This is a genomic window from Pseudomonas urmiensis, from assembly GCF_014268815.2.
Classification (GTDB): Bacteria; Pseudomonadota; Gammaproteobacteria; order Pseudomonadales; family Pseudomonadaceae; genus Aquipseudomonas; species Aquipseudomonas urmiensis.
Genome location: NZ_JABWRE020000001.1, coordinates 2,217,877 through 2,244,523 on the forward strand (window position 1 = coordinate 2,217,877; position 26,647 = coordinate 2,244,523).

24 protein-coding genes are annotated in these 26,647 nt (G+C 62.1%); 14 read left to right on the top strand and 10 right to left on the bottom strand.

The window, feature by feature from the left end:
- Window positions 1-13: 13 nt before the first annotated feature.
- Window positions 14-2,971, bottom strand: a complete 2,958-nt coding sequence (locus HU737_RS09795) for an immunoglobulin-like domain-containing protein (RefSeq protein ID WP_186554438.1) — start codon at window positions 2,969-2,971, stop codon at window positions 14-16.
- 161 nt (window positions 2,972-3,132) lie between these two features.
- Between HU737_RS09795 and HU737_RS09800 the strand changes: the two genes are divergently transcribed.
- The 10 genes from HU737_RS09800 to HU737_RS09845 all read left to right on the top strand — a co-directional run bounded on the left by HU737_RS09800 (window position 3,133) and on the right by HU737_RS09845 (window position 14,258).
- Window positions 3,133-3,414 (top strand): peptidylprolyl isomerase, encoded by a 282-nt coding sequence (locus HU737_RS09800; protein WP_186554437.1) that lies wholly within the window; start codon window positions 3,133-3,135, stop codon window positions 3,412-3,414.
- A gap of 25 nt (window positions 3,415-3,439) precedes the next feature.
- Complete coding sequence (locus HU737_RS09805) at window positions 3,440-5,395, top strand: extracellular solute-binding protein (RefSeq protein ID WP_225915600.1); 1,956 nt, start codon at window positions 3,440-3,442, stop codon at window positions 5,393-5,395.
- On the top strand, window positions 5,392-6,450 hold the full coding sequence (locus HU737_RS09810; RefSeq protein ID WP_186554436.1) for a microcin C ABC transporter permease YejB: 1,059 nt from the start codon (window positions 5,392-5,394) through the stop codon (window positions 6,448-6,450). Before HU737_RS09805 ends, HU737_RS09810 begins: the two co-directional genes overlap by 4 nt.
- Entirely contained in the window at window positions 6,450-7,466 is a 1,017-nt protein-coding gene (locus HU737_RS09815) for an ABC transporter permease (RefSeq protein WP_186554435.1), read from the top strand. Before HU737_RS09810 ends, HU737_RS09815 begins: the two co-directional genes overlap by 1 nt.
- A 120-nt stretch (window positions 7,467-7,586) precedes the next feature.
- Complete coding sequence (locus HU737_RS09820; protein WP_186554434.1) at window positions 7,587-8,978, top strand: sigma-54 interaction domain-containing protein; 1,392 nt, start codon at window positions 7,587-7,589, stop codon at window positions 8,976-8,978.
- Between the two features lie 244 nt (window positions 8,979-9,222).
- Window positions 9,223-10,614, top strand: a complete 1,392-nt coding sequence (locus HU737_RS09825) for a GntP family permease (protein ID WP_186554433.1) — start codon at window positions 9,223-9,225, stop codon at window positions 10,612-10,614.
- Window positions 10,615-10,625: 11 nt separating this feature from the next.
- Complete coding sequence (hbdH, locus tag HU737_RS09830; RefSeq protein WP_186554432.1) at window positions 10,626-11,396, top strand: 3-hydroxybutyrate dehydrogenase; 771 nt, start codon at window positions 10,626-10,628, stop codon at window positions 11,394-11,396.
- A gap of 55 nt (window positions 11,397-11,451) precedes the next feature.
- On the top strand, window positions 11,452-11,931 hold the full coding sequence (gene eco, locus HU737_RS09835; RefSeq protein ID WP_186554431.1) for a serine protease inhibitor ecotin: 480 nt from the start codon (window positions 11,452-11,454) through the stop codon (window positions 11,929-11,931).
- A gap of 58 nt (window positions 11,932-11,989) precedes the next feature.
- Window positions 11,990-13,948 (top strand): acetoacetate--CoA ligase, encoded by a 1,959-nt coding sequence (locus HU737_RS09840; protein ID WP_186554430.1) that lies wholly within the window; start codon window positions 11,990-11,992, stop codon window positions 13,946-13,948.
- 34 nt (window positions 13,949-13,982) lie between these two features.
- Window positions 13,983-14,258 carry a peptidylprolyl isomerase gene (locus tag HU737_RS09845; protein WP_186554429.1) on the top strand — a complete coding sequence of 92 codons (276 nt, stop codon included), beginning with the start codon at window positions 13,983-13,985 and terminating at the stop codon, window positions 14,256-14,258.
- A gap of 6 nt (window positions 14,259-14,264) precedes the next feature.
- Here HU737_RS09845 and HU737_RS09850 read toward each other — a convergent pair whose 3' ends face one another.
- Entirely contained in the window at window positions 14,265-14,888 is a 624-nt protein-coding gene (locus tag HU737_RS09850; protein WP_186554428.1) for a LysE family translocator, read from the bottom strand.
- Between the two features lie 133 nt (window positions 14,889-15,021).
- Between HU737_RS09850 and HU737_RS09855 the strand changes: the two genes are divergently transcribed.
- A complete protein-coding gene (locus HU737_RS09855; RefSeq protein WP_186554427.1) occupies window positions 15,022-15,924 on the top strand; it encodes an AraC family transcriptional regulator in 903 nt (300 codons plus the stop codon).
- Between the two features lie 83 nt (window positions 15,925-16,007).
- Here the strand turns inward: HU737_RS09855 and HU737_RS09860 are convergent, their stop codons facing one another.
- The 3 genes from HU737_RS09860 to HU737_RS09870 all read right to left on the bottom strand — a co-directional run bounded on the left by HU737_RS09860 (window position 16,008) and on the right by HU737_RS09870 (window position 19,168).
- Window positions 16,008-17,285 carry an NTP/NDP exchange transporter gene (locus HU737_RS09860; RefSeq protein ID WP_186554426.1) on the bottom strand — a complete coding sequence of 426 codons (1,278 nt, stop codon included), beginning with the start codon at window positions 17,283-17,285 and terminating at the stop codon, window positions 16,008-16,010.
- 4 nt (window positions 17,286-17,289) lie between these two features.
- Window positions 17,290-18,198: an aldo/keto reductase gene (locus tag HU737_RS09865; RefSeq protein WP_186554425.1), complete on the bottom strand. Its 909-nt coding sequence runs from the start codon at window positions 18,196-18,198 to the stop codon at window positions 17,290-17,292.
- A gap of 88 nt (window positions 18,199-18,286) precedes the next feature.
- Complete coding sequence (locus HU737_RS09870) at window positions 18,287-19,168, bottom strand: Dyp-type peroxidase (protein ID WP_186554424.1); 882 nt, start codon at window positions 19,166-19,168, stop codon at window positions 18,287-18,289.
- A 194-nt stretch (window positions 19,169-19,362) separates the two neighbouring features.
- On the opposite strand from HU737_RS09870, the gene HU737_RS09875 reads away from it, so the two are divergent.
- On the top strand, window positions 19,363-20,268 hold the full coding sequence (locus HU737_RS09875; protein WP_186554423.1) for a bile acid:sodium symporter family protein: 906 nt from the start codon (window positions 19,363-19,365) through the stop codon (window positions 20,266-20,268).
- Window positions 20,269-20,310: 42 nt separating this feature from the next.
- On the opposite strand, the gene HU737_RS09880 is transcribed toward HU737_RS09875, so the two are convergent.
- A complete protein-coding gene (locus HU737_RS09880) occupies window positions 20,311-20,784 on the bottom strand; it encodes a sterol desaturase family protein (RefSeq protein WP_186554422.1) in 474 nt (157 codons plus the stop codon).
- 434 nt (window positions 20,785-21,218) lie between these two features.
- Between HU737_RS09880 and HU737_RS09885 the strand changes: the two genes are divergently transcribed.
- On the top strand, window positions 21,219-21,926 hold the full coding sequence (locus HU737_RS09885) for an MgtC/SapB family protein (RefSeq protein ID WP_186554421.1): 708 nt from the start codon (window positions 21,219-21,221) through the stop codon (window positions 21,924-21,926).
- An 18-nt stretch (window positions 21,927-21,944) separates the two neighbouring features.
- Here HU737_RS09885 and dksA read toward each other — a convergent pair whose 3' ends face one another.
- Genes dksA through HU737_RS09900 form a run of 3 tightly spaced genes read right to left on the bottom strand, consistent with a single transcriptional unit; the run spans window position 21,945 to window position 24,266 of the window.
- Window positions 21,945-22,352, bottom strand: coding sequence for an RNA polymerase-binding protein DksA (dksA, locus tag HU737_RS09890; protein ID WP_186554420.1), 408 nt, complete (start codon window positions 22,350-22,352; stop codon window positions 21,945-21,947).
- A 13-nt stretch (window positions 22,353-22,365) separates the two neighbouring features.
- A complete protein-coding gene (locus HU737_RS09895; protein ID WP_186554419.1) occupies window positions 22,366-23,703 on the bottom strand; it encodes a dihydroorotase in 1,338 nt (445 codons plus the stop codon).
- A 2-nt stretch (window positions 23,704-23,705) separates the two neighbouring features.
- Entirely contained in the window at window positions 23,706-24,266 is a 561-nt protein-coding gene (locus HU737_RS09900) for a gamma carbonic anhydrase family protein (RefSeq protein WP_186554418.1), read from the bottom strand.
- Between the two features lie 126 nt (window positions 24,267-24,392).
- Here HU737_RS09900 and HU737_RS09905 point away from each other — a divergent pair, with 126 nt between their 5' ends.
- Window positions 24,393-24,899 (top strand): GNAT family N-acetyltransferase, encoded by a 507-nt coding sequence (locus HU737_RS09905; protein ID WP_186554417.1) that lies wholly within the window; start codon window positions 24,393-24,395, stop codon window positions 24,897-24,899.
- 154 nt (window positions 24,900-25,053) lie between these two features.
- Here the strand turns inward: HU737_RS09905 and HU737_RS09910 are convergent, their stop codons facing one another.
- A complete protein-coding gene (locus HU737_RS09910; protein ID WP_186554416.1) occupies window positions 25,054-26,616 on the bottom strand; it encodes a sensor domain-containing diguanylate cyclase in 1,563 nt (520 codons plus the stop codon).
- Window positions 26,617-26,647 lie beyond the last annotated feature (31 nt).

Below are 26,647 nucleotides of genomic sequence, written 5' to 3' on the forward strand. Positions count from 1 at the left end.
TGCTTAGCTGCATTTAGGCGTTGTACAGCCTCGCGCAGACTCCATTCAAGCGCTGGTGTGGGCCACCATCAGCGCCCCAGGCAGCGCTGGCGCGAGTGGTTGTGTGGAAGAACCACCAATATCGCGGAGTATTTGGAGGAACGCTTAACCAGGTAAACTGGCTCAGCTGCATGGCGCCATACACTCGAGCGATGTCATAGCTCATTGGGTGGCTCAGATGCACACCCGTCTGTCTCAGCCAGGTATTGAACTGAGCGTCACTAAGCTTGCCGGTATTGACTACCAGAGTGTAGACGTTACTCACCTGCACCTGATAGGAGACCCGTGTTCCTCTTGCATCTGCAATAGTGATGGTTGCACTTCCATTTCTTTCTCCCACCACGCGCCCGGTAGAGGTCACTGATGCAACCGCAGGATTGCTAGAACTGTAGGTGTAGGGTGCTTGTCCACCAGTCGCGGCCCTAATGGCGGTGTTATTAATAGAGTCCGCCCCGGTTCTTGTCCAACCTGGCATTTTTACAGAAATGCCATTAAGCACCAGCCGACGTTGATCCACCATCAGCGGTGGGTTGACCAATAAGTCTAATTGGGCTGAGTGCTGAGGAGCTTGCCCGTTTCGAGTCAAGGTGTAATAAACCCGCACGGTCTTCAGCAGACTGGACAAAATGACGTTTCGAGGAACAACAAACGTGAGCGGCCCAGGACGGCTGACGGTTTGAACTGCGCTGGCATGTGAACCAACACCGCTCACCAATAATTGCACTTGATCCAGCGGGAGCATCCCGGGGAAATTCACGGTAAAGGTTGCACCGGGCATGTCTGGAATCACGGCTGGAGCGAGCAGCCCACCGACAGCAAGCGGCGACTCTGGGCGCACCAGGTTCAACGGTTGAGGGTCGGCAACGATTATCGTCTCTTGCTGCGATAGACGTACGCGGCCGTTGCGATCCCTCACTGTGTAGAAGACCTGCACTACTTCATTCAGCCAGCTGGCAACGACATCTTGCTTAACGGTGATCGACACCGGCGTGGTAGAGCCGAACTGTTCGATGGTATGAGTTGCACTCCTCGATGGTACCAACACCAGACTTACAAAATCTTCCGAGTTCATGCCGTCGTAAGTGACCGTGACGGTAGCGCTGCTAGTGGAGGGTAAGGTTCTGTTCTGGCTCAGCCCCTGCACTAACGGAGCGGGTAGCAATGCCACTTGATCACCCACCAGCAAGTTAAGCACTGCGGACGACACCGGCTCAGCCTCGCCTTGCTGCACTCGGTAACTTACCGTCAGCCGGCCACCATTCAAATCAGCCAACATCCCAGACGCATTGAGCCTTACAACTTTGACCCCGCTCTCGACATCCCGGCTATCGATGGGAAATGCAAATGTACTCTGGAAGCTCCGATTAGCGGCCGACGTGCCATCGAGCACGACTGTAACCCGCTCCTGCAGACTGATCGTCGGCCAGCGCAGCTCAACCGTCAGTTCAGGCAGATTGGCGGCTAGCAACAGCCCCCGGGCTTCGCGTACGACGGGCGCCGGCAGACGACGAACCGCAGCTCTGATAAACCGGCTGATGCGCGGCGAACGATCGATCTGAACGCCGTTACGTAACTGCACATAGTTGACCCACAACTGACCGGCGGCGCCAAGCAGTAGATCAGCATTGGGGAGTGCACTGTCATGGTCCCCCCCCACTGCGTCACCTACTGGCAAGATGGGTAGGTTTCTGCTTAGGACCGATTGCCCATCGCTGGAGGTGATTTCATAGCTGGTGACGATTTGATCTGAAGTCAAAAACGGTGGGCTGGTCGCGCGAATGCGGACCTGAAGATCTTGCCTGCCAAGCTCGTCCAGATGAATTTCAGTATCCTGCCGCACGTTGTCGATCAGCAGCAGCGGGACACCAAGTCGTCCATCGCTGAAATTGGGCCTGAGCAGTGTTGATTGGGAGGGTTTGGGCTGAGGGTTGAGCACCAGGTCGACCACCCTCCAGAACACCGTTACCGTGTCCAGACTCTGGATAGGTTCCAGCGCAGTGCTGGAGACCATCAGTACCAACGGTTGGCCCGTAATGACTTGGCTTGCCAACACCGTATGGCTGATCACCACGTTGCCGATGAACAGACTGATGACATCGCCCGCAGTTAGATTCACATACGGCGCAATGGTGACGGCAATCTGTGACTCGGGTACCAGCTGCGGCGGAAGCGTCAGTGTGGGCGCCAGTAAGCCCGGGTGCGTTGCAGCAGGACTGTCGTCGACACCGCCGGGCACAGTGTCCTTATAGAACACATCGAGCGGTACAGTTTCAATTGGGTTGCCAACCCCGGCAGTGGTGACCCTGAGATACCACAAGCCGTTACCGACTACCGCAGCGGCTGCCGGAATAACCGCCAGAATAGTTTCCTGTTCTTGCCCAGCCCGGACCGGCACGGTCAATACCGGAGCAGGATTGACGATGCCTGCTTCATGCCAGAACAGCTGGTAAGTGTGCTGGGTTGACCGGCCTTCGAACGGTCTGAGTGCCACCTGTAAACCCACGACTGCTTGGTTGGTATCGGGATCGAGGTGGCGCCCCAGCACGCCGGCCAGATTGAGCCCGATAACCGGGTCATCTTCAGTGCCGATCAAGACAAACACTGTCGGTACCGCTGGCCCGAAACCGTCTGGCTCCTGCTGGGTGGATACCGTCAATGCGCGGTTAGTCGCCTGTCTTGCTACAACTGAAGCATAGGTCGACTTCATTGTTTCGATTGCTGCTTCCCCCTCCAGCAACCGATGGGATCGTTCAGGTTCCAGGAAAGTCAGGCCGAAGTGCATCCTCCCTTCAATTTTAGGCTCACTGTCTGGTTGCGAGGGTTCAACGGAGGGTTCCTCAACTGGGGTTGGCGTGGGTTGGGCACTTGTCGGATTGTTGGCAGCTTCTAGCTTCTTTTGGTACATCGCATCGAAAGCTTTCAGATCGGTCATGGCAGCGTTTCCTGGGCGAAGAGCGGCGGTGCTCTAACGGCCAATCTGATGCCGCGCCGCAAAACCAACAACTGGCAAAAATGCTAGGTCCGCACCACAGCCCAGCTGTCAAAACGCAGCGATTAGGCTACCCTGTGCCTTTTCTCACAAGGAGTTACCCCATGGCCCGCGCCACTGCCCGTCACATCCTGGTTGCCAGCGAAGAGAAGTGCAACGAACTCAAAGCCCAGATCGAAGCGGGTGCCGATTTCGCCGAAGTTGCCAAAGCCAACTCGACCTGCCCGTCCAGCCGCCAAGGCGGTGACCTGGGCTCGTTCGGCCCAGGCCAGATGGTCAAGGAATTCGACACCGTGGTGTTCAGCGCGCCGATCAACGTCGTGCAAGGCCCGGTCAAGACTCAGTTCGGTTACCACCTGTTGGAAGTGACCAGCCGTCAGGACTGATCGGCGATTGTTCCTCAGGAACGCTATGCAGCCTGTGGGGGTGGGGTGCTCCGTCGAGGGTGATCCGGCTGGTAACTGTGGTGACTTTGCTGGCGCTATCGCGGGGCAAGCCCGCTCCTACAAGGTGCTGAATCGTTTGGGGAAATGCGCCTGGCGCGGGTTGCTGGTCGGTCTGCTGGTGCAGTCATCCAGCGCCTATGCCGGTGCTTCACACGCACTCACGGTCTATGGCGAAGCCCCCCGCTACGCCGAAGCGTTCCGCCACTTCGATTACGTCAATCCCGATGCCCCCAAGGGCGGCACGCTGCGCCGCTCGGCGATCGAGATTGGTCAGTTCGACCATATTTTGCCTTACATCGACAAGGGCACTGGCGTCAGTGAAGTCGATGGCTGGCTGTATGCACCGCTGGCAGTGCGTTCGTTCGATGAGCCTTATACCGTTTATGGGCTGATCGCCCGTCGCATGGAGCGTGGACCGGACGATGCCTGGCTGCGCTTTGACCTCGATCCGCGCGCGACCTTCGCCGATGGCAAGCCGGTGCGTGCCGAGGATGTGCGTTTTACCTTCGAGCTGCTGATGAGCAAGGGCAGCCTGAAATTCCGCACCCAGTTCGCTGAAGTCGCCAAGGTGACGGTCGAAGGCCCGCAGCGGGTGCGCTTTGATTTCAAGCAGCCTCATGGCCGTACCCTGCCCTTGGATCTGGCCAGTCTGCCGGTTTTGCCCGAGCACGATTGGCAACAGCGTGACTTCGCCAATGGCGCAGGCTTCAGCAAACCCGTTGGCAGTGGGCCTTATCGTATTGGCCGGATCGACAACGGGCGCAGCATTACCTTCGAGCGCGATGCCAATTGGTGGGCCAAAGACCTGCCGGTCAGCCGTGGGCGCTATAACTTCGAACGTATCCGCATCGAGTTTTTCGGCGATACCGAAGTCGCGCGCCAGGTATTGCGGGGCGGTGGCTACGATTACAACCGCGAGTTTTCCGCCACCGCCTACACCATTGGCTACAACGGCGCGCAACTCGACGATGGCCGCTTGCAACGTGCACACCTGGGGCCTGCCAAGCCACAGACCGCCCAGGGTTTTGTGTTCAACCTGGACCACGCCATGTTCAAGGACCGTCGCACCCGCCAGGCGCTGGCCATGCTCTGGGATTTCGAATGGAGCAACCGGCAGATGATGCGCAAGATGTACATCCGCCAGCAGAGCGTGTTCTCCAATACCCCCCTGGCCGCGCGGCAACTGCCGGATGCCGAAGAGCTCAAGCTGCTGGAACCGCTGCGCGGCCAGGTGCCGGATGAGGTGTTCAGCACAGTCTTCAGCGCGCCGGTCACCGATGCCTCCGGGATCATCCGCCCACAGCAGTTGCAAGCGTTGCAGCTGCTGCAAAGCGCTGGTTGGCAGCCCGAGGGGGATCGCCTGGTGAACGCCCAGGGCGAGCCACTGGCGTTCACCTTCCTCAACGGCCAGTCTGGCCTTGAGCGGTTGTTGCTGCCGTGGAAGCGCAACCTGGCACAGATCGGCATCACCCTGAACATCCGCAACCTCGACTCGGCGCAATACATCAACCGGGTGATGGCGCGCGACTACGACATGATCGTCACCGGCTACCCAGTCACCCTGTCGCCGGGCGCTGAGCTATACAACTACTTTGGCTCGGCGTCGGCCAACGACCCGGGCTCGAACAACCTCATGGTGCTCAAGGACCCTGCCGTGGACACCCTGCTCGATGGCCTGGTGCGGGCCGACAGCCAGGCGAGCATGTTGCGCTACGCCCACGCCCTGGACCGGGTGCTGCAATGGAACTACTACTGGATCCCCAACTACTACCCGCCCGGCAGCTCGACCGTGTGGTGGAATCGCTTCGGCCTGCCCAAGGTGCAAGCGAGCTATGACGAAGGCCTGGATACCTGGTGGGAAATCAGCCCCACCGCCCTGACCAACGAACAGATGGCCGAGCGCCGGAAGACTTCGCCATGACGACCTACATCCTGCGCCGGCTGTTGTTGATCATTCCCACCTTGCTGGCGATCCTGCTGGTCAACTTCGCCATCGTCCAGGCAGCGCCTGGTGGCCCCGTGGAGCAAGCAGTCGCGCGTCTGCAAGGTATTGGCGGTGGCGCACCTGGGGCACGGGTCGAGACGCTCCAGGGGGAATCGCGGGCGACCCGCGGGCTGGACCCAAAGCTGATCGAAGAGATCAAGCGCCAGTACGGTTTCGACAAGACCGCCCCGGAACGCCTTTGGTTGATGCTCGGCCAGTACGCCAGGCTCGACTTTGGCAACAGTTTCTTTCGCGGCGCCAAGGTCACCGAGCTGATCCTGGAAAAACTACCGGTGACCCTGTCGCTGGGCTTTTGGGCGACGCTGATCACCTACCTGGTGTCCATCCCCCTGGGCATTCGCAAAGCCGTGCACCACGGCAGTCGGTTCGACGCCTGGAGCAGTGCGCTGATCGTGATTGGCTATGCCCTGCCCTCGTTCCTGTTCGCCTTGCTGTTGATCGTGCTGTTCGCGGGCGGCACGTCGCTGAACTGGTTCCCGGTGCGCGGGCTGGTCTCGGAAAACTTCGACCAGCTCAGCTTGCTGGGCAAAGTCGCGGATTACTTCTGGCACTTGGTGCTGCCAGTCGGCGCCTTGGTGATCGGCGGTTTCGCGACGCTGACCCTGCTGACCAAAAATGCCTTTCTCGATGAGATTTCCCGTCAGTACGTGGTCACCGCCCGCGCCAAGGGCCTGAGCGAGCGGCGGGTGCTGTATGGGCATGTGCTGCGCAATGCCATGCTGCTGGTGGTGGCTGGAGTGCCGCAGGCGTTGATCACGGTGTTTTTCGCAGGCTCCTTGCTGATCGAAGTGATCTTCTCGCTCGATGGCCTGGGGCGGATGAGCTACGAGGCCGCTGTATCACGCGACTATCCGGTGGTGTTCGGCACGCTGTTCATCTTCACCCTGGCCGGGCTGCTGATTCGCTTGATCGGTGACCTGTGCTACACCCTGCTCGATCCGCGTATCGACTTCGACACGAGGGCGCACTGATGCTCTCGCCTGTCTCGCGACGCCGCCTGCGACGCTTTCGCGACAATCGTCGCGGCTGGATTTCCCTGTGGCTGTTTGCCGGGCTGTTGCTGCTGAGCCTGGGCGCTGAGCTGGTGGCCAACGACAAACCGCTGCTGCTGTCTTACAAGGGCGAGCTGTACGTACCGGCGCTCAAGCGTTACACCGAGCAGGCGTTTGGCGGGCAATTGCCGTTCCAGCCGGACTATCGCAGCCAGTACGTACGCGAGCTGATCGAGGGCCAAGGGGGATGGATGCTGTTTGCCCCGATCCCGTTCAGTGCCGATACCCCCAACTACGACTTGCAAGTGCCGACACCCAGCCCGCCGTCCACCGCTAACTGGCTGGGCACCGATGATCAGGGGCGCGATGTGCTGGCGCGGGTGCTGTATGGCACGCGGGTATCGCTGCTGTTCGCTTTCGCCCTGACGGTTGTCAGTGTGCTGATCGGGCTGCTTGCCGGGGCCTTGCAGGGCTATCACGGCGGTTGGGTCGACTTGCTCGGGCAGCGCTTGTTGGAGGTCTGGTCGGGGTTGCCGGTGCTGTATTTGCTGATCATCCTCAGCGGCTTTGTCGAGCCGGATTTCTGGTGGCTGCTGGGGATCATGGCGTTGTTTTCCTGGCTGACCCTGGTCGATGTGGTACGTGCAGAGTTCCTGCGCGGGCGCAACCTTGAGTACGTCAAGGCGGCCCGTGCGCTGGGCATGGCGGACAGCCAGATCATGCTGCGGCATATCCTGCCCAATGCCATGAATGCCACCCTGACGCTCATCCCGTTCATGCTCACCGGCGCCATCACCACCCTCACCGCCCTGGATTTCCTCGGTTTCGGCATGCCTGCTGGCAGCGCCTCGCTGGGCGAGTTGGTGACTCAGGGCAAGCAGCATCTGGAGGCGCCTTGGCTAGGCTTCACCGCGTTCTTTGCCCTGGCCTTGATTCTCTCGTTGCTGGTATTCATGGGTGATGCCCTGCGCGAGGCGTTCGACCCGCGCAGGTAACAGGCTCAGCACTGGCAAGCGGATCGCTGCGATCCCTGTGGGAGTGGGCTTGCCCGCGAAACAGACAACCCGCTACGACTGACAAACCTTTAATCATGCTCCACCTATCCAGGCCTCCCCATGCACGACAGCGACAGCCTCAAGGACTATCCCCAAGTACGCCAGTTGGCGATCCGATCGCTGTTCGAGATCATCGAGCAGTCCAGCGAAGGCACGGTGATCGTCGACCGCCAGGCGCGCATCGTCTGGATGAACGAGCGCTACGCCCGCCGCTTTGGCCTGCCGGACGCCGCCACTGCCATCGGCCAGCCGTGCGAGGCGGTGATTCCCGGTAGCCTGATGCGCGAGGTGGTCAGCGATGGCAAGCCGATCCTGCTGGATATGCTCGATACGCCCAATGAACCCTTGGTGGTCATGCGCCTGCCGATTCATGACGACCAGGGCAAGCTGATCGGGGCGATTGGCTTTGCCTTGTTCGATGAACTGCGCAGCTTGTCACCGCTGCTCAAACGTTATTCGAGCATGCAGCAGGAACTGGCATCGACCCGTTCGCAGTTGCGGGCGCGCCAGGCCAAGTACACCTTCGCCCAGTTCGTCGGCACCAGCCCAGCCAGCCTTGAAGCCAAACGCCGTGCCCGGCGTGGGGCCAACAGTGATTCGCCGGTGTTGCTGCTGGGTGAAACCGGCACCGGCAAGGAGCTGCTGGCCCACGCCATCCACGCCGCCTCGGCCAGGGCACACAAGGCCTTTGTCAGCATCAACAGCGCCGCGATTCCTGAAACGCTGCTTGAGGCCGAGTTCTTTGGCACCGCGCCGGGTGCCTTTACCGGCGCTGAGCGCAAGGGCCGTTCCGGCAAGCTGCAATTGGCCGAAGGCGGCACGCTGTTTCTCGATGAGATCGGCGATATGCCGCTGGCATTACAGAGCAAGCTGCTGCGGGTGCTGCAAGAGAAAGAGTACGAGCCGGTTGGTTCCAACCAGATGCTGCGCAGCGATGTGCGGATCATCGCTGCAACGTCCATCGATCTGCAGGCAGCCATGGCCGAAGGCCGGTTCCGTGCGGATTTGTACTACCGGCTGAACGTGCTGCCGATCCAGGTGCCGCCGCTGCGTGAGCGTCTGGATGACCTGCCGGCACTGTGTGAGGCGATTCTGGCGGATTTGGGCAGTCAGTATGAGCTTGAAGATGAGGCGCAGGCCTTGCTGATGCGCCATGCCTGGCCGGGCAATATTCGTGAGCTGCGTAACGTGCTGGAGCGGGCGACGCTGTTGGCGGATCAGCCGCGCTTGGGGTTGTGTGATTTGCAGGAAGCGCTAGGGCCTCTGCTGGTTGTGGAAGGGGCGCCGGTTGCGTTGAATCTGCGCGAAGCGTGTGAGCAGTTTGAGCGTAAGGTGATTGTCGAGGCCTTGGCGCGTTGTGCCGGGAATGTGCCGCAAACGGCGCAGAGCCTGGGGGTGGGACGGTCGACGTTATACAAGAAGATGGTCGCGCTGGGGGTTTTGTCTCAATAATGAGATTGGCGATCTATAGTTAGAGACCGCAGAGTTGGGGCCGCGTTGCGGCCATCGGAGCGGTTCGGCGCCCCGACGAACCGCTCCGATGGGCCGCAACGCGGCCCCAACAATCTCAAATCAGAGACATACATTCCTGAGCTAAAAGATAAACACATATAAATCAATCACTTAAGCAGCTGGCACGATTCCCGCTATCCCCTCCAAACCCATAAAAACAAGATTCACCCAGGAGATAGACCCGATGACTGTGCTCATCGCCTTGGCAGCCCTCGCGCTGCTGATGCTCGCCGCCTACCGCGGCTACAGCGTAATCCTCTTCGCCCCCATCGCCGCCCTCGGCGCGGTGCTGCTCACCGACCCTTCTGCTGTTGCCCCCGCTTTCACCGGCGTGTTCATGGAAAAAATGGTCGGCTTCATCAAGCTGTACTTCCCGGTATTTCTGCTCGGCGCGGTGTTCGGCAAGCTGATCGAGCTGTCTGGCTTCTCGCGCTCGATCGTTGCCGCCGCCATCCGCCTACTGGGCACCCGCCAGGCCATGCTGGTGATCGTGCTGGTCTGCGCCCTGCTCACCTATGGCGGTGTGTCGCTGTTCGTGGTGGTGTTCGCGGTGTACCCGTTCGCTGCGGAAATGTTCCGCCAGAGCAATATCCCTAAGCGCCTGATCCCGGCGACCATTGCCCTGGGTGCGTTCTCCTTCACCATGGACGCCCTGCCCGGCACGCCACAAATCCAGAACATCATCCCCAGCACCTTCTTCAACACCACGGCCTGGGCCGCGCCCTGGCTGGGCTTGATTGGCACAATCTTCGTGTTCTGTACCGGCATGCTCTACCTGCAGCGCCAACGCAACAAGGCTCAGCGAGCCGGCGAAGGCTATGGCAGCGAACTGCGCAATGAGCCAGAAACCGCTGACGACCTGGCCCTGCCCAACCCGCTGCTGGCACTCGCCCCGCTGCTGCTGGTGGGGGTGATGAACCTACTGTTCACCCACTGGATCCCCCAGTGGTACGGCAGCAGCCATAGCCTGCAACTGCCGGGGATGGCCGCGCCAGTGCAGAGCGATGTGGCCAAGCTGACCGCGATCTGGGCGGTGCAGGCGGCCTTGCTGGTGGGCATCTTGATGGTGCTGGTGTGCGCCTTCGGCGCAATCCGCCAGCGCCTGGCCGAGGGCACCAAAAGCGCTGTCAGCGGCGCCTTGCTCGCTGCCATGAACACCGCATCGGAATACGGCTTCGGTGCGGTGATCGCCTCGCTGCCGGGCTTCTTGGTGCTGGCCGATGCGCTACGCGGTATCCCTAATCCGCTGGTCAACGAAGCCATCACCGTGACCTTGCTGGCGGGCATCACTGGCTCGGCATCAGGCGGGATGAGTATTGCCCTGGCGGCGATGGGCGACAGTTTCATCGCAGCGGCCAACGCCGCCAACATCCCGCTTGAAGTGCTGCACCGGGTGGCGGCGATGGCCAGTGGCGGCATGGACACCCTGCCGCACAACGGCGCGGTGATCACGTTGCTGGCCGTCACCGGCCTGACCCACCGCGAAGCCTACAAAGATATTTTTGGGATTACCCTGATCAAGACCCTGGCGGTTTTCGTGGTCATCGCGACTTTCTACGCCACCGGCATCGTCTAAGGAGCTTTTGCATGACACTGACTGGCAAAACTGCACTCGTCACCGGTTCCACCAGCGGCATCGGCCTGGGCATTGCCCAAGTGCTGGCAGGCGCTGGGGCGAACATCATCCTCAACGGCTTTGGCGATCCGGCGCCGGCACTGGCCGAGATCGCCCGCCACGGGGTGAAGGTTGCCCATCACCCGGCAGACTTGTCCCAGGTCACGCAGATTGAAGACCTGTTCGCCCTGGCTGAGCGCGACTTTGGCGGGGTCGATATCCTCGTCAATAACGCCGGGATCCAGCACGTCGCCCCGGTCGAGAACTTTCCCCTCGAAAGCTGGGACAAGATCATTGCCCTGAACCTCTCGGCGGTGTTTCATGGCACGCGTCTGGCCTTGCCCGGCATGCGTGCGCGCAACTGGGGGCGGATCGTCAATATCGCTTCGGTGCATGGTTTGGTGGGCTCTACTGGCAAGGCCGCGTATGTGGCTGCCAAACATGGCGTGATCGGCCTGACCAAGGTGGTGGGGCTGGAAACCGCTACCAGCAATGTCACCTGCAACGCCATCTGCCCCGGTTGGGTGTTGACCCCGCTGGTGCAGAAGCAGATCGACGATCGCGCAGCGGCCGGGGCTGATCCGCAGCAAGCGCAGCACGATTTGCTCGCCGAAAAACAACCTTCTTTGGCGTTCGTCACCCCCCAGCATCTGGGTGAGCTGGTATTGTTCCTGTGCAGCGAGGCCGCAAGCCAGGTCCGCGGCGCCGCCTGGAACGTCGATGGTGGCTGGCTGGCCCAGTGAGGGTTGGCGGTGGGCCTGGCGCGGTCTTGCATTCGTTCAATTGCAAGGAGGCCGTATGCGCCCATTCCCACTGACCGCGATCTTCTCCCTGACCCTGGCCGCCGCCGTTCCGGCAATGGCGGCCACGCTCAAGGACGTCGCGCCCTATCCTGAGGCGGAACAAGGCTTCACCCGCCAGGTCATCCGCCTGCCCGCGCAGGCAGATGAATCGGCCCACAAGCTGGAGATTCTGGCTGGCAAAACCCTTGAGGTGGACTGCAATCGTCAGCGTCTGGCAGGAACCCTGGAAGAAAAAACCCTGGAAGGCTGGGGCTACAGCTACTACCGGCTGGAAACAGTCGGCGGCCCGGCCAGCACCCTGATGGCCTGCCCGGATGGCAAGAAAACCAAGGCCTTCGTGCCGGTAATCGGCGAAGGCTTCATGCTGCGCTACAACAGCAAGCTGCCGGTGGTGGTCTACGTGCCCAAAGGTGTCGAGGTGCGTTATCGCGTATGGTCGGCGTCCGAAAAGGTAGAAACAGCTAAAGTGGAGTAATAGAGCCCTTGTAGGCGCGGGCTTACTCGCGCCTACACGCCTTTGCGGAGATTTCGGCATGAACGATGTGCTCTGGCGCCCCTCCACGGCGCGGATCGAGGCCAGCCGGATGGATGCCTTCCGCCGCCGGGTCAACCTGCGTTTCAATCTGCAGCTCAACGATTACCCCGCCCTGCACCGCTGGAGCATCGAGCACCGCGCAGCCTTCTGGCAGACCCTGGCGGAGTACTTCCACGTACAGTGGCAATCCCCCGCCAGCCAGGTACTCGAAGAAGGCCCCCGCATGCCCGATGCGCGCTGGTTCCCTGGCGCCACCCTCAACTACGCCGAACACCTGCTGCAGCGCCGCGACGACCGCCCGGCGGTTATCGCCGTACGTGAAGACGGTAAACGCCAGGGGTTCACCCATAGCCAACTGGCCGCCCAGGTGGCCGGTTTCCAGCGTGCCTTGAGCGCGTGGGGCATCCAGGCCGGTGACCGGGTTGCTGCGGTCATGCCCAATACCTGGGAAACGTTGGTGGCCATGCTCGCCTGCGCCAGTATCGGCGCGGTCTGGTCCAGCTCCTCACCCGAATTCGGCCTGCACGGCATCATCGATCGCTTCGGCCAGATCGAGCCGAAACTCCTGATTGCCTGCGCCGGCTACGAGTACGCCGGCAAGTGCATCGACCAGGTGGACAAGATCAACCAAGTGGTCAGCCAGCTGCCAGGCCTTGAGCGCTTGCTGATCGTGCCCTATACCCGCAGCCATACCCAAGCCGAGGAGTTCGTCGCGCCCAACGTCAGCCTGTGGAATGCGTTCTACCAGCCCGGGGGCGAGCCGCAGTTCACTGCGCTGCCCTTCGACCATCCGCTGTACATCCTCTACTCCAGCGGCACCACCGGCGTGCCAAAGTGCATCGTCCATCGCGCTGGCGGTGTGTTGTTGCAGCACCTCAAGGAACATGGCCTGCATAACGATTTGAAGGCCGACGACGTCCTGTTCTACTACACCACCTGCGGCTGGATGATGTGGAACTGGCTGGCCAGCGCCTTAGCCGTTGGCGCAACGATCGTGCTCTACGACGGCTCGCCATTTCATCCAGCCGCCGAACGCCTGCTCGACCTGATCGATAGCGAGCAGGTCACCGCCTTCGGCACCAGTGCCAAGTACCTGGCCGCGCTGGAGCAAGAAGGCCTGCAGCCGGCCACCAGCCATCGCCTGGACAGCCTGCGCCTGATCCTCTCGACCGGCTCGCCGCTGTCGCCGCACAGCTACGACTACGTCTATCGCAAGATCAAGGCCGACGTGTGCCTGGCTTCGATGTCTGGCGGTACCGATATCGTTTCCTGCTTTGTCCTGGGGAATCCGTTACTGCCAGTGCGCCGTGGCGAGATTCAGTGCAAAGGCCTCGGTATGGCGGTGGAGGTGTGGGACGAGCACGGCCAGCCGCTGATCGGCGAGAAAGGCGAGCTGGTCTGCACGCGCAACTTCCCCTCGATGCCGCTGGGGTTCTGGGGCGATAGCGATAGCAGCCGCTACCACGAGGCGTATTTCAGCCAGTTTGCCGGGGTCTGGGCCCAGGGCGACTATGCCGAGCAAAGTGCCACAGGTGGCCTGATAATCCATGGCCGCTCCGATGCAGTGCTCAACCCGGGCGGGGTGCGCATTGGCACGGCAGAGATCTACCGGCAGGTTGAGAAGGTCGAAGAAGTGGTCGAGAGCGTCGCCATTGGCCAGCAGTGGCACAACGATGTGCGCGTGGTGCTGTTCGTGCGCCTGCGCGAGGGGCTGCAACTGGATGACGCCCTGCGCCAACGTATCCGCCAGGTGATTCGCCAGTACACCACGCCGCGCCACGTGCCGGCGGTGATCGCCCAGGTCAACGATATCCCGCGGACCATCAGCGGCAAGCTGGTGGAATTGGCGATTCGCAATGTGGTCCACGGCCAGCCTGTGAAAAATACCGATGCCCTGGCCAACCCTGAAGCGCTGGAGCAATTCCGCGACCGCGCAGAGCTGCGCGATCAGGCATAATGGCGCCCTTTTTTGCCCGATACACAGGTGTCCCATGAAAGCTCAAGCCCGTCACATCCTGGTCAAGACCGCTGCCGAGGCCGAACAGCTCAAGCAGCGCATCGCCAAGGGCGAGGCCTTCGACGTCCTGGCGAAGAAGTTTTCCACCTGCCCGTCGGGCAAGCGCGGCGGCGATCTGGGTGAAGTGCGCCCAGGGCAGATGGTCGGCGCGATCGACCAGGTGATCTTCAAGAAAGCCCTGCGAGAGATCCACGGGCCGATCAAGTCCAAGTTTGGCTATCACCTGGTGCAGGTGTTCTACCGCGATTGATGAAGCCTAGCGCCGCGCTGCCAGCAACCCTAACCCGGCACAGCCAAGCAGCGAAGCACTGACCCGGTTGAACACCCGTCGTGGTCCAGGCCGATTGAACCAGCGCTGCAGGTAAGCGCCCAGCCCCGCATAGATCGCGATTGCCGCCCACTCCAACAGCAGGAACAGCCCGCCCAGCCAGAGGAACTGTTCACTGACCGGCGTGGCGCTGTTCATCGATACGAACTGCGGCAAAAAGGCGGTGAACAGCAAAATCGCTTTCGGATTACCCGCCGCCACCCAGAACTCTTGCCGCGCCAGGCGCCAAGTGCCGCGCGGGTGTTCACCCGTCAGTTGTGCCTCAGCAACCGGTGCCCGCCACAGTTGCCAGGCGATGTAGAACAGGTAGGCCGCGCCAATCACCTTGATGCTTAGAAACAGGTATTCGCTGGTGTGCAGCACCACCGCCAGGCCCATTGCCGCCAGGGTGATCATGCCGCTGAAGGCGAGAATCCGCCCAGCGCCGGCCACACAGGCAGTGCGCAGGCCATAACGGCTGGCGTTGTGCAGGGACAAGAGGTTGTTGGGGCCAGGTGCCATGTTCAGGGCAAAGCAGGCGGGGATGAAAAGCAGCAGGCTCGACAGGTCCATTATTGTTCTCCGTTGCGACCGGGCCAGCCTCGCCGCCCTGGCCTGCCGGCGTCAAGCACAGTCACGGGGTAAATGGCCGCAACAGTGGGCCACAGGTTAGACTGCGCGCTCCGCTGACACCCGAGACAGGCCCATGCATTGCGCAAGCAGCGAAATCTGGCATGACCCCGCCCTGCCCTTCGTCGAAAGTCGCCGCGCTTGTCATAGCCGCGCCTGTTACAAGGCCCATAGCCACCCAACGTTTTCCATAGGTGCGGTCGATGTGGGTTTTAGCCGTTTCAGCGGTGCCGGCAAACGGCAAGTGCGCCTGACGCCAGGCACCCTGGTGCTGGTGCCGGCGCAGCGGGTGCACGCTTGCAACCCGGAACCGGGTACGGCCTGGAGTTACCAGATGCTGCACCTGGATGCCCAATGGTTGCAGCAATTGCGCCTGGAGATGGGCACGCCAGCGGCTGATGCGGGTGAACCGGCGCGCATCGTCCGCTCAGTGGAGCTTTACCAGCACTTTTGTCAGCTCAATGCGCTGTTGTTCTCAGACGCCGGGGTTGCCGAGAAGCACGCAGCGTTGGTGACGTTCATGGGGGACCATGATTTCAGTGCATACCCTGCGCTGGAGGCAGCTCCCATTGCACCGCTGGGGCGGTCTGTTCTGGGTCAACTGATTGAGCATATCGAACAGGCGGAATTGGCCGAGTTGAGCCTCGACTCGCTGGCACGCCAAGCCGACCTTGGGCGCTATCAGCTGATTCGCGCCTTCCGTGCAGCCACTGGTTTTACGCCCCACGCTTATCTGCTCAACGCCCGGATCAACCGGGCGCGGCAGCTGCTTCGCCAAGGTGAGGAACTTGCCGAGGTGGCCTACCGCCTGGGTTTCGCTGATCAGAGCCATTTTCAGCGGGTATTCAAGGCCCATACGGCGGCTACCCCAGGGTATTACCGAACTGCTGGGTCGCCTGTATTGGGGCTGCTGTGCAGCCCTTCGCGGCGGTTCGGCGCCCCGACAAGCCCGCTCCCACAGGTACAGCGCAAAACTTAAGAGCAGCGCTACCCCTGTGGGAGCGGGCTTGTCGGGGCGCCGAACCGCCGCGAAGGGCCGCACAGCGGCCCCAAGGCCGCATTTCAGTTTCGCTCCTCCAGCCCCCGCTGACGGCGACCCAGCCAACCCCCGGTAACCGCCCAGCCCAGGGCAATCGCCGCACCGATCAGCATGGCCAGCTGCGGGTGGTCGCCCATCACATCCAGCGCACGCTTGACCCAGCCGCTCAAGGCATCGCCGCCGCGATAGACCACGGTGTCGATGAAGTTCTTGGCCTTGTACTTGTCTTCGGCAGGTAACACCGTAAACAGCATTTCTCGCCCAGGGCGAACCAAGGCGTATTCACCGGCGCGGCGTACCACCATCACCACCACGAACACAGCAAACACCGGCGCCATGGCCAGCCAGATGAAACCGGCCGCCATCACCAGCGGTACTGCCACCAAAAGCACGCCGACCCCAAGGCGCCGGGCCAGCCGCCCGGTGATAAACACCTGGGTCAGTATGGCCAGCGCCTGCACCACGCTGTCGATCAGGCCAAACACCTGGGTTTGGCGGGTCCGGTCAGAGAACGTTTCACTGACGATGCGTGCCTGTTCGAAGTACAAAAACGTACTGACACTGGCCAGCAGCACCACGAACAGTGCGATACCCAGTAGATACGGCGAGCGCAGCACCGCGGTAGCGCCGGCGAACGGATTGCCACCCAAGGGCTTGGAGGCCGGATGCTCACTCATCGCCGGCAACGGATGGCGGTCACGCCAGCGCTGCAGGTAGAGGGTGGCGCCGATGCTGCCAAGCAGCAACAGACACGCCAGGACCAGCAGCCCAGCATGCCCCAGCGGCGCCACCAGCAAAGTGCCGAGCACCGGACCGGTCAAGCCGCCCAAGCTGGCGCCGGCCGCCAGCAGGCCGAACAGCCGCTTGCCCTGTTCGCTGGAAAACAGGTCAGCCAACACGCTCCAGGCCAGAGATATGGCCAGCAGGTTGAACACCGACAGCCAGATGTAAAAAGCCCGCGCCTGCCAGATATCGTCAGGGTCGCGGGCAAACAGCACGGCAAATAGCAGCAGGTTGCTGGCAAAGAAGGCATAGGTCCAAGGCAGGATGCGCCGTCGTTTGACCCGCGAAGCCAGCCAGCCGAACAGCGGCAGGCAGATCAGCGTCACCACGAAGGTGCCAGTGAACAGCCATTGCAGGTTGTCCACCCCGCCAGCTACGCCCATGGTCTCGCGTACCGGCCGCAGCATGAAGTAACCGGTGAACAGCAGGTAGAACAAGGCCAGACCGGCGATTACCGCCGGGCCCTCGTCGGGCTTGAGGTTGAGCCCTTGATCCAGGCGCCGCCGCCAGTTGCTCATCGGCTCAGGCGAACTGCTCGATCAGCGCTTGCTGCTGCGTCTGGCTGAGTAACGCACCACTGCCGGCCTTGAGTTGATCGAGCTGGCGGTCCGGGCGACTGGTCGCGGGGATCACCGCCGTCACGGCCGGATGGCTGATGGCGAACTTCAGAAACAACTGCGCCCAGCTGCTAACCCCGGCCTCTGCCGCCCAGCCCGGCAACGGCTGATCCTTGACCTTGGCGAACAGCCGGCCGTCATCGAAGGCACGGTTGATCAGCACCGCCACGCCCTTGTCCTGGCACAGCGGTAGCAGGCTTTTCGCCGCCTCAGGCGAGTTGACCGAATAGTTGATCTGGATGAAATCGAGCTTTTCGCTGCGCACAATCCGCTCGACATCATCCTGGCCGCTGGCCAGGTAGTGGGTAATGCCGATATAGCGGGTCTTGCCCTGGGCCTTGAGCTCGCGGGCGTAGGGCAGTTGGCGTTGCCAGTCTCGCAGGTTGTGGATCTGCAGCAAATCGACCTTGTCGGTGCGCAGGCTCTTGAGCGTACCCGCCCACTGCTCCTGGGCGGCAGCGGCGCTGTCGGCGGCGATCTTGGTGGCGATGAAGCACTGGCGGTGCCAGCCGCCCTCCTCCAGCAACTGGCCGAGAATGGCATCGGCGCCGCCGTAGTTGGGCGAGGTGTCGATGACCTTGCCGCCACCGTCGAAAAACGCCTTGAGTACTTGCTTGAGCTGCTGGTACTGCGCAGAGCCCGCCTCGACCTCGAAACTGCCAGAGGTGCCAGCGCCGATGACCGGCAAGGCTTCACCGGTTGCGGGGACCTTGCGGGTGAGCATGCCGCTGGCGGCTTCAGCGCGTAGCCAAGGGCTGGCAGCCAGTAGGCCTAAAGCCGCACCAGTGCGTAGGACATCACGACGACCGTACATAGAAAAGCTCCCGTCATGAATCGGAAACTTTCAAGGCTAGCCGCTCTACCCCGCACCGGTGGGTGTTTCTGTATCTGGATGTTTAGCTTTAGGCCTGCAGCAGCAAGCTCAAGTCCAGACCGCCAGCATTGAGCGGTGGGCACCAGTAGTAACCGCCGGTCAGTGGCCGGCTGAAGCGGTACAGGCCGTCGATCACGCCGTCTTCCAGGCCGCTCATGCGGCGCAGCTGCACCTCGAAAGCGTCGAAGCTATGCCCGAGGGCAACGAATGCCAGGCCCGCGCCACGCTCATCGGTCCAGGCGACCGAACGCCTGACCATGAAGGCTTCAGGGTCGAAGCTCTCCTGAGCGGTACGTTTGACGTGTGCCGACTCTGGCGCATCGTCCAGCTCTTCGTTGTCGCTGAGACGGCGGCCAATGATGTTGTCTTGCTCAGCCTGCGGCAGCGACTTGAAGTAGTTCAGGTCATGCTTCCACAGCTGGAAGGCAGCAAAGCTCGAACCGCTCAGGCCTGGCTGCTCGCCGGCAACGATTGCCGCGTCTACTGCCGCTTGCTCGACCGGGTTCTCAGTACCGTCCTCATAGCCGGTCAGGTCGTGACCGCCGCGGTGCAGGAAGCCATCGACACTGTCTACCAGGCGCAAGGCCGGTGCCAGCAGTTGTTCCAAGGCCTGCGCGCGCAGGAACAGCTCACCGCGCTCAGCACCGCGCAGCCATAGCCACAGGGCGTGCTGGGTGCTAGGGTTCTCGACCGCCGCGTCCAGTTGCGGGAAGCTGCGTAGCCCCGGGACTTCGCGGCCCAGGGCCTTGGCCAGCGGCGCGCCGATGCCGACGATCAGTTGCTGGCCATCGACGTGCGTCAGCAAAGCGTCGAGCACCGCAGGCAGCGCCTGGCTTGCGTGCAAGGTGAAGAACAGGTGACGGGCGTGCGCCGGCACCGGGGTGGCAAGCAGACCTTGCTGGAACGGCATGACAGGCTAATCCTCGGCAAAAGCGCGAATCCTACTGCGCCCGCCGCCAGTAAGCAACGCGGCGCAGGGCCGCTGTGACGGTGCTTTGGCCACAGGCGCAGTAACAAAACTTTACCAAGACCTGGCCTAGTGCGATTAGCGATCGTTCGGGCGCCACCTACACTGCTGGCACTACTTTGCTCGAGACAGTGCCCATGACCGCCTCACCCTTGCTTACCGCCGTCCTGCCTATCGCCTTGGGCATCATCATGCTCGGGCTTGGCTTGTCGCTGACCCTGGCTGACTTCGCCCGGGTGGTGAAGTACCCCAAGCCGGTAGTGATTGGCCTGGCTTGCCAGATCCTGCTGCTGCCGTTGGTGTGCTTCCTGATCGCCAATGGCTTTGGCCTGGAGTCGGCACTGGCGGTCGGCCTGATGCTGTTGGCAGCCTCGCCCGGCGGCACTACGGCCAACCTGTTCAGCCACCTGGCCCATGGCGATGTGGCGCTGAACATCACCTTGACCGCGGTCAACTCGCTGATCGCGATCCTGACCATGCCGCTGCTGGTCAATCTGTCGCTGATCTGGTTCATGGAATCGGACCAGGCCATTCCGCTGCAATTTGCCAAGGTCATGCAAGTGTTCGCCATCGTCTTGCTGCCAGTGGCGCTGGGCATGATGATCCGCCGCTGGGCGCCGGGCTTTGCCGCGCGCATGGAGAAACCGATGAAGCTGGTGGCGGCGCTGTTCCTGGCGTTCACCATCGTCCTGGCGCTGGCCAAGGATTGGCAGACCGTGGTCGAGTACGCACCGATCGTCGGCGGCGCAGCGCTATTGTTCAACCTGCTCAGCCTGGGCGTGGGCTACTGGGTGCCGCGCTTGTTGAACATCCCCAAGCGCCAGGCGATTGCCATTGGCATGGAGATCGGTATTCACAACGGCACCTTGGCCATTGCCCTGGCCTTGAGCCCGTCGCTGCTCAATAACGCCACCATGGCAGTGCCAGCGGCGATCTATAGCTTGCTGATGTTCTTCACCGCGGCGGGGTTTGGCTGGTGGGTGAGTCGTGGCCACACGCTAGAGCCGGGCGCGGCGGGTTCTGGGCGTACCGCTGAAGATTGACCTTTGCAGGGGCGGGCTTGATCCGGGATGAGGCCCGCTGCTTCAGCGCTCGATGTGCGTACGCCGTGCACGCAATTGGCGCTTGAGCACGGCCAAGGGCGGTGCATAGAAAAACCCGAACGACACGCAGCCCTGGCGCCCCTTAACCGCATGGTGTAGCCGGTGCGCCCGATGCAGTCGCTTCAGGTATCGATTGGCTGGGCGCAGCTTGCGCGGCCAATGCCGGTGAAACCAGCCGTCATGGGCCAGCACATACAGCAGGCCATAACCCGCTACCCCGCCGCCGACCCACTGCAATGGCGTATGCCCGGCCTTGCCCAGCGCCACCAGGCCGGTCGCAATCAAGGCCAGCGCCACCAGGTAGACGTCGTTGGTTTCCAGCATGCCCAGCTGCGGCTGATGGTGCGAGCGGTGCAACCACCAGCCCCAGCCATGCATGATGTACTTGTGCGCCAAGGTGCCGACGCCTTCCATGGCCAGCACGGTGGCGAAGAGGATGGCGAGATTGAACAGCATGGGAAAATCCGCAGTAGGTAACCAAAGGCGCAAGATTACCACCGCAGCCGGTACGGATCAGCCCAGCCTGATCGAGCAAACGCCTCTATGACGCAATTGTCATCTTTGTGTCGTTGACCTTGCCCCGTGCCAGGGGTAAGGTCCGCCGCGCAATTACGCATCCCCGCACAGGAGTCCTGCATTGGACAGTAGCCCCAGTCGATTGCGACAGGTCCACACGGCGAGCTAGTCCGGCAGTATTTCTGCCACTGTCTCGCCAAACTCGGTAGACGGTGGTTCAGCACGGCCCAAACGGGTCAATGCTCCCTCCCCCCTCTTCTCTACACCGCCGCCCGATGGGCGATGGCTGCTGTGGTCCTGCGCATTCTCATTTTTCAACGTGCCATCTGCCGATGGTGCTCGTACGGGCGATTGCCCGTGCAACGAGGTTTGCTATGGATTGGAAAGTCTTTCTGCTGCGCGTCAGCGTAGCCCTGCTGCTCGGTGCCTTGATCGGCGCTGAGCGACAACTGCGTCAACGCCTGACCGGCCTGCGCACCAATGCGCTGGTCAGCACCGGCGCTTGCCTGTTCGTGCTGATGACCCAGGCAGTGCCGGGCATGGCCCCGACCGATGCGTCGCGGATCGCCGCTTATGTGGTGTCGGGTATCGGTTTTCTCGGCGGCGGCGTAATCATGCGCGACGGCTTGAACGTACGCGGGCTCAATACTGCCGCGACCCTCTGGTGCACCGCCGCTGTCGGCGTGCTGTGCAGCGTTGGGCTGCTATTGGAGGCAGCGGTGGGCAGCCTGGTGGTGCTCTGCGCCAACATTTTGCTGCGCGATATCGCCCAACGCCTGGATCACCAGGAAGTGTTGCCGGCCAGCGAGGTCGAGCAGCGTTTCGAGGTGCGTATCGTTTGCCGCGCCGAGGATGAGATCCAGGTGCGCAGCCTGATGCTGCACAGTCTCAGCGACCCTGGCCTGCGCTTGCAGTCGCTGCACAGCGAGGATCTGCCTGACGCCAGCCGCCTGGAAGTGCGCGCCGAACTGCTGGGCAATGCGCAAGCCACGGCTCAACTGGAGCGGCTGGTCGGCCGAGTCAGCCTGGAAAAAGGCGTCAGCGCGGTGCGCTGGCAGGTGCGTGAGCTGGGGGCAGACTGAACGCCAGCGTGGGGCGGCTCAGGCGCCGTCCCGCTGGTGCTTTTCCTTCAGCTCCTGGCGCTCCTTGGCTTCGATGCACAAGGTGGCGGTCGGCCGCAGCAGCAAACGGCGCAGGCCGATCGGCTCGCCGGTTTCCTCGCACCAGCCATACTCACCACGGGCTAGGCGCTCAAGGGCCTGGTCGATCTTGTCCAGCAGCTTCTTCTCGCGCTCCAGCGAGCGCAATTGCCAGTGTCGCTCCTCCTCGGCGCTGCCAATGTCGGCGGGGTCGCTGAGCACTTCCTGTTCGCGCAAGGCGCGAAACTCTTGCTCGATGCGCTGCTGCAGTTCGCTACGCTGGCTTATCAGCAATGTGCGAAAAAACTGGCGCTGCGGCTCGTTCATGTAGGCCGCTGGGCTTTGCTTGAGTAACTCTTGTTCGGTCATGGCGGTGCTTCCTTCATCGTTCAAACATCAAGGGCAGCCCCTGGCAGCTGTCTATCACCTGGCCCTGGTGCCAAGCCAACTGCCCCGACACCACGGTGCTGCGCACGGCATGGCGAAAGCTGCGCTGGGCAAAGGGGGTCCAGCCGCAGTGGGCAAGTATCGGTTGCGCGCTGGCTGGCAGGGGCTGAGCCAGGCGCTCGACCACCGCAAAATCCGCCCAGTAGCCTTCACGCAGGTAGCCGCGCTCGCGAATGGCGAACAAGTCCGCTACTGCATGGCTGGTCTTGCTGACCATCTGGCTCAGGCTCATTACCCCTTCGCTGACCAGCTCCAAGGCGGCCGGCAAGGCATGCTGGACCAATGGCAGCCCGGACGGTGCCTGGAGGTAATCGCGCTGTTTTTCTTCAAGGCTGTGCGGTGCATGGTCGGTGCCGATTACATCGATGAGATCGCTGGCCAGCGCCTGACGCAAAGCGTCGCGGTCGGCGCGCGACTTGATCGCCGGATTGCACTTGATCAGATGGCCAAGCGCTGCGTAGTCGCTGTCGTCGAACAGCAAATGGTGCAGGCAGACCTCGGCGGAGATGCGCTTGCCGGTCACCGGGCCTGGCTCGAACAATGCCAGTTCGCCGGCTGTAGTCAGGTGCAGCACGTGCAGCCGAGTGCCGAAACGCCGGGCCAGCTCGACGGCCAGCATCGAGGAGCGATAGCACGCCTGGGCGTCGCGAATCTGTGGGTGCGCGGCGGGCGGGATGAACGTGCCATGGCGCTGCTGCCAGCGCGCCTGGTTGGCAAGGATGCTGGGGGTGTGCTCGCAGTGGGCGAGCAGGATGGTGGGGGCACAGCTGAACAGCTTTTCCAGTACCTGAGGGTCATCTACCAGCATGTCGCCGGTGGATGCGCCCATGAACACCTTGATCCCGGCGACCGCGCGAGGGTCGAGCGCGGCGATGGTTTCCAGGTTGTCGCGGCTGACGCCAAAGTGAAAACCATAGTTGGCCCGCGCAGTCTCCGCCGCGCGGCGCTGCTTGTCGGCCAGCGCTGCCAGGGTCAGGGTGGGCGGATGGGTGTTGGGCATGTCCATGAAACTGGTAATGCCGCCGGCCACTGCGGCACGCGACTCGCTGGCAATGGAGCCTTTGTGCGCAGCGCCTGGCTCACGAAAGTGCACCTGGTCATCGATCATGCCCGGCACCAGCCAGCGGCCATCGGCGTCGAGTTCGATGCGCGCCTGGGCGTTGTCGATGCTCGCGGCGATTTTTTCGATGCGCCCGTGGGCGACCAGCAGGTCGGCGTCGAACTCACGCCCTTCATTGACCACCCGGGCATTGCGTATGAGCAAGTCGGCCATGCTCAAAACTCGTTCTGCAAGGCCTTGTAGCCCTGGACCAGATCGATATTGGTGCGCGCGACGTCTTCGGAGAACTCCGAGGCCGAAACGCTGACCGGCGGGTAACTCTGCAAATCTGTGTGGGGGCCGATGTGCTCGGTGGGCGGCACGTAGAAGCGTTCGGGTAAATCCCTGCCGTCGACCACCGAGTTGTGCCGCACCACGCTGCCATTGCCCACGCGGCAGTTGAACAACACGCTGTTGAAGCCGATGAATACCCGATCACCCACGGTGCAGGGGCCATGGACGATCGAGCGGTGGGCAATCGAGGTGTATTCACCAATGCTTACCGCGGCGCCAGACTTGGAGTGGATCACCACGCCATCCTGGATATTGGAGTTGGCGCCGATGACGATCGGCTGCATATCACCGCTGGCGTCGACTTCATCGGCGCGGATCACGGCGTAGGGGCCAACGAACACGTTGTCCTTGATCACCACCTTGCCGCAGATGATCGCGGTTTGGTCGATGTAGGCCGACTCAGCGATTTCTGGGAGGTGGCCGGAGGGGTTTCTGCGAATCACAGTGGTCGATCCTGAGAGGGTGGGCAGCCTTAAATGTTACGTTATAACAACTAACTTGCAAGCCCCCGCTTGCTCACCGCTCCGTCAGCTCCCAGACTTGCCGCTTTGCTTGCCCGAGACCGTCCTATGCGTATCCGCCCTACCCTGGCCAAGGATATCCCGCTGCTGCCGAGCATCGAGCGTTCGGCAGCCCAGGCATTTCTCAGTGTGCCCAGCTTGGCCTGGCTGGCTGCGAGTGAGGTGCTGAGCGAAACCGCGCATCGGACATTCATTCAGGCCCAGGCGAGCTGGGTGGCAGTCGATGCGCACGAACGGGTATTGGGGTTTCTCTGCGCCCGTCTGGAGGGCGATGCGCTGCATATTCACGAAGTGTCCGTTGCTCAGCAGGCGCAGGGCCAGGGACTTGGCCGCGGGTTGATTGCCCAGGCAGTCAGTGCGGCTCGAAGGATGGGTTGTGCAGAGGTAACGTTGACAACCTTTGCCCAGGTGCCTTGGAATGCGCCGTTTTATCAGCGGCTTGGTTTTGTCGTGATTAGCCAGGAGCAGTTGGGCGAGCGGTTGCTAGGGATCTTGGAGGAAGAACAGCGCCATGGACTGGTTGGGCGCTGCGCCATGCGCAGGGTTCTGGTCTGATAGTGTCAGTACCGGCCTCATCGCGGGGCAAGCCCGCTCCCACGCAGCCTGCTCTCACACAGCCTGCTCTCACTCAGCCCTCTATGAAGCTGGTTAACGTGGGAGCGGGCTTGCCCCGCGATGAGGCCGGTATTGCCAGCCCCAAAACCTCTGGCTAGGCACTCGTGGCCGGCGCACCAGCCAGGCAATAACGGTCCCTACCCTGGCGTTTGGCTTCATACAGCGCGCTATCGGCCACCGCCATCAAGCCCTCTGCGGTAATCGTCTCAAGGGCCGGATAAGCCACCGCAATCCCAGCACTGGCCGACACCTGTCCCAACGGGCTGCCGGCGTGCTCAATACCCAAGCGGCGCAGCATATGCAGCGTTTCTTGGACGATCAACACGGCACCTTGCGCGTCGGTATCGGGCAACAACAGGGTGAACTCTTCACCGCCATAGCGCACCGCCAGGTCCGCAGGGCGCTTCAACATGTGCCGTAGTAATTCGCCAAGCCGGCGCAGGCATTGGTCGCCTGCCGGGTGGCCGTAGCGGTCGTTGTAGGCCTTGAAGTAATCCAGATCCATCATCACCAAGGCCAGCGGATAGCCTTGCCGACGTGCCCGGCCGACTTCAGCTTCGAACACCGCATCGAGTCGCCGGCGGTTGCCCAGGCCGGTCAGGCTGTCGGTCAGGGCCAGGTCCTTGAGGGTCTGGTGCGCCTGGTGCAGAGCGCGTTCGATGGCAATCCGCTCGCGTAGCTGGCGCAGCACCACCCAGCCGAATACCGCCAAGCCCAGGAGCAAGACCAGCAGTACGCCAATCGACTTGATCATGTCATGCCGCCACGGCGCGATGATCGACTCGCGCGACAGCCCCGCTTCTACCACCAGCGGATACCGGCTCAGCGCCCGGTAGGCATACAGCCGCGGCGTGCCGTCGACCACTGCCACCGCTTGCGCGATGCCTTCGTTGGCATACGGCAGGTGGTTGCGAAACACCTCGCTGTTGGCCAGGCTGCGGCCGACCACCTGCTCGACAAAGGGCCGGCGTACCAGAATGGTCCCATCGCGCTTGGCCAAGACCAGGGCGCCGCGCTCGTCGATCTTGAAATCGCCGTAATAGCGCACGAACCAGTCGACTTTGATGGTGCCCAGCAGCACCCCGGCAAAACTGCCGTCGGGATAGTTCAAGCGCCTGGAAATCGGAATGATCAAATCGCCGGTCGAGCGGCTTTTGACGACCGAGCCGATGCGGACGTGGCGATCGGTGTGGCTGCGGTGATAGCTGAAATAGTCGCGATCGGCGTTGTTGGCATTGGCCGGGATGGCGTCCTGGTCAGTGACGATCCAGCTGCCGTCGGGGCCATACACGAACAACCCGTGCAACTGCGGCATGATGGTGGCCTGCTGACGCAGCAAGGCGTGCAGGCGCGGTCGGTCGAGGTGCTCGAAGCCGTCTCCTTCCAAGCGCTCGGCCAATGCTGCGGTAATCGCATCGACCTGGCGGATAGCATCTTCGGCGTGTTGCGCAGAGGCACGGGCCAGGTTGGTGACCGAGTCTTCGGCATTGACGAACGCATGCCGATAATCCCGCCAGATGCGCCAGGTTTCGGTCGACACGAATGCCAGCATCACCACCGCCATGAACACCAATACCAGACGAAACAAGGCCACGGCGCGGCCCTCGCCGGTTACCGCGAACAGCCCGTCATCGTCGTGTTTCCTGGCAGCACGCATTGAAGTCCCTTGTTGTCGCAATTGCCGTCCT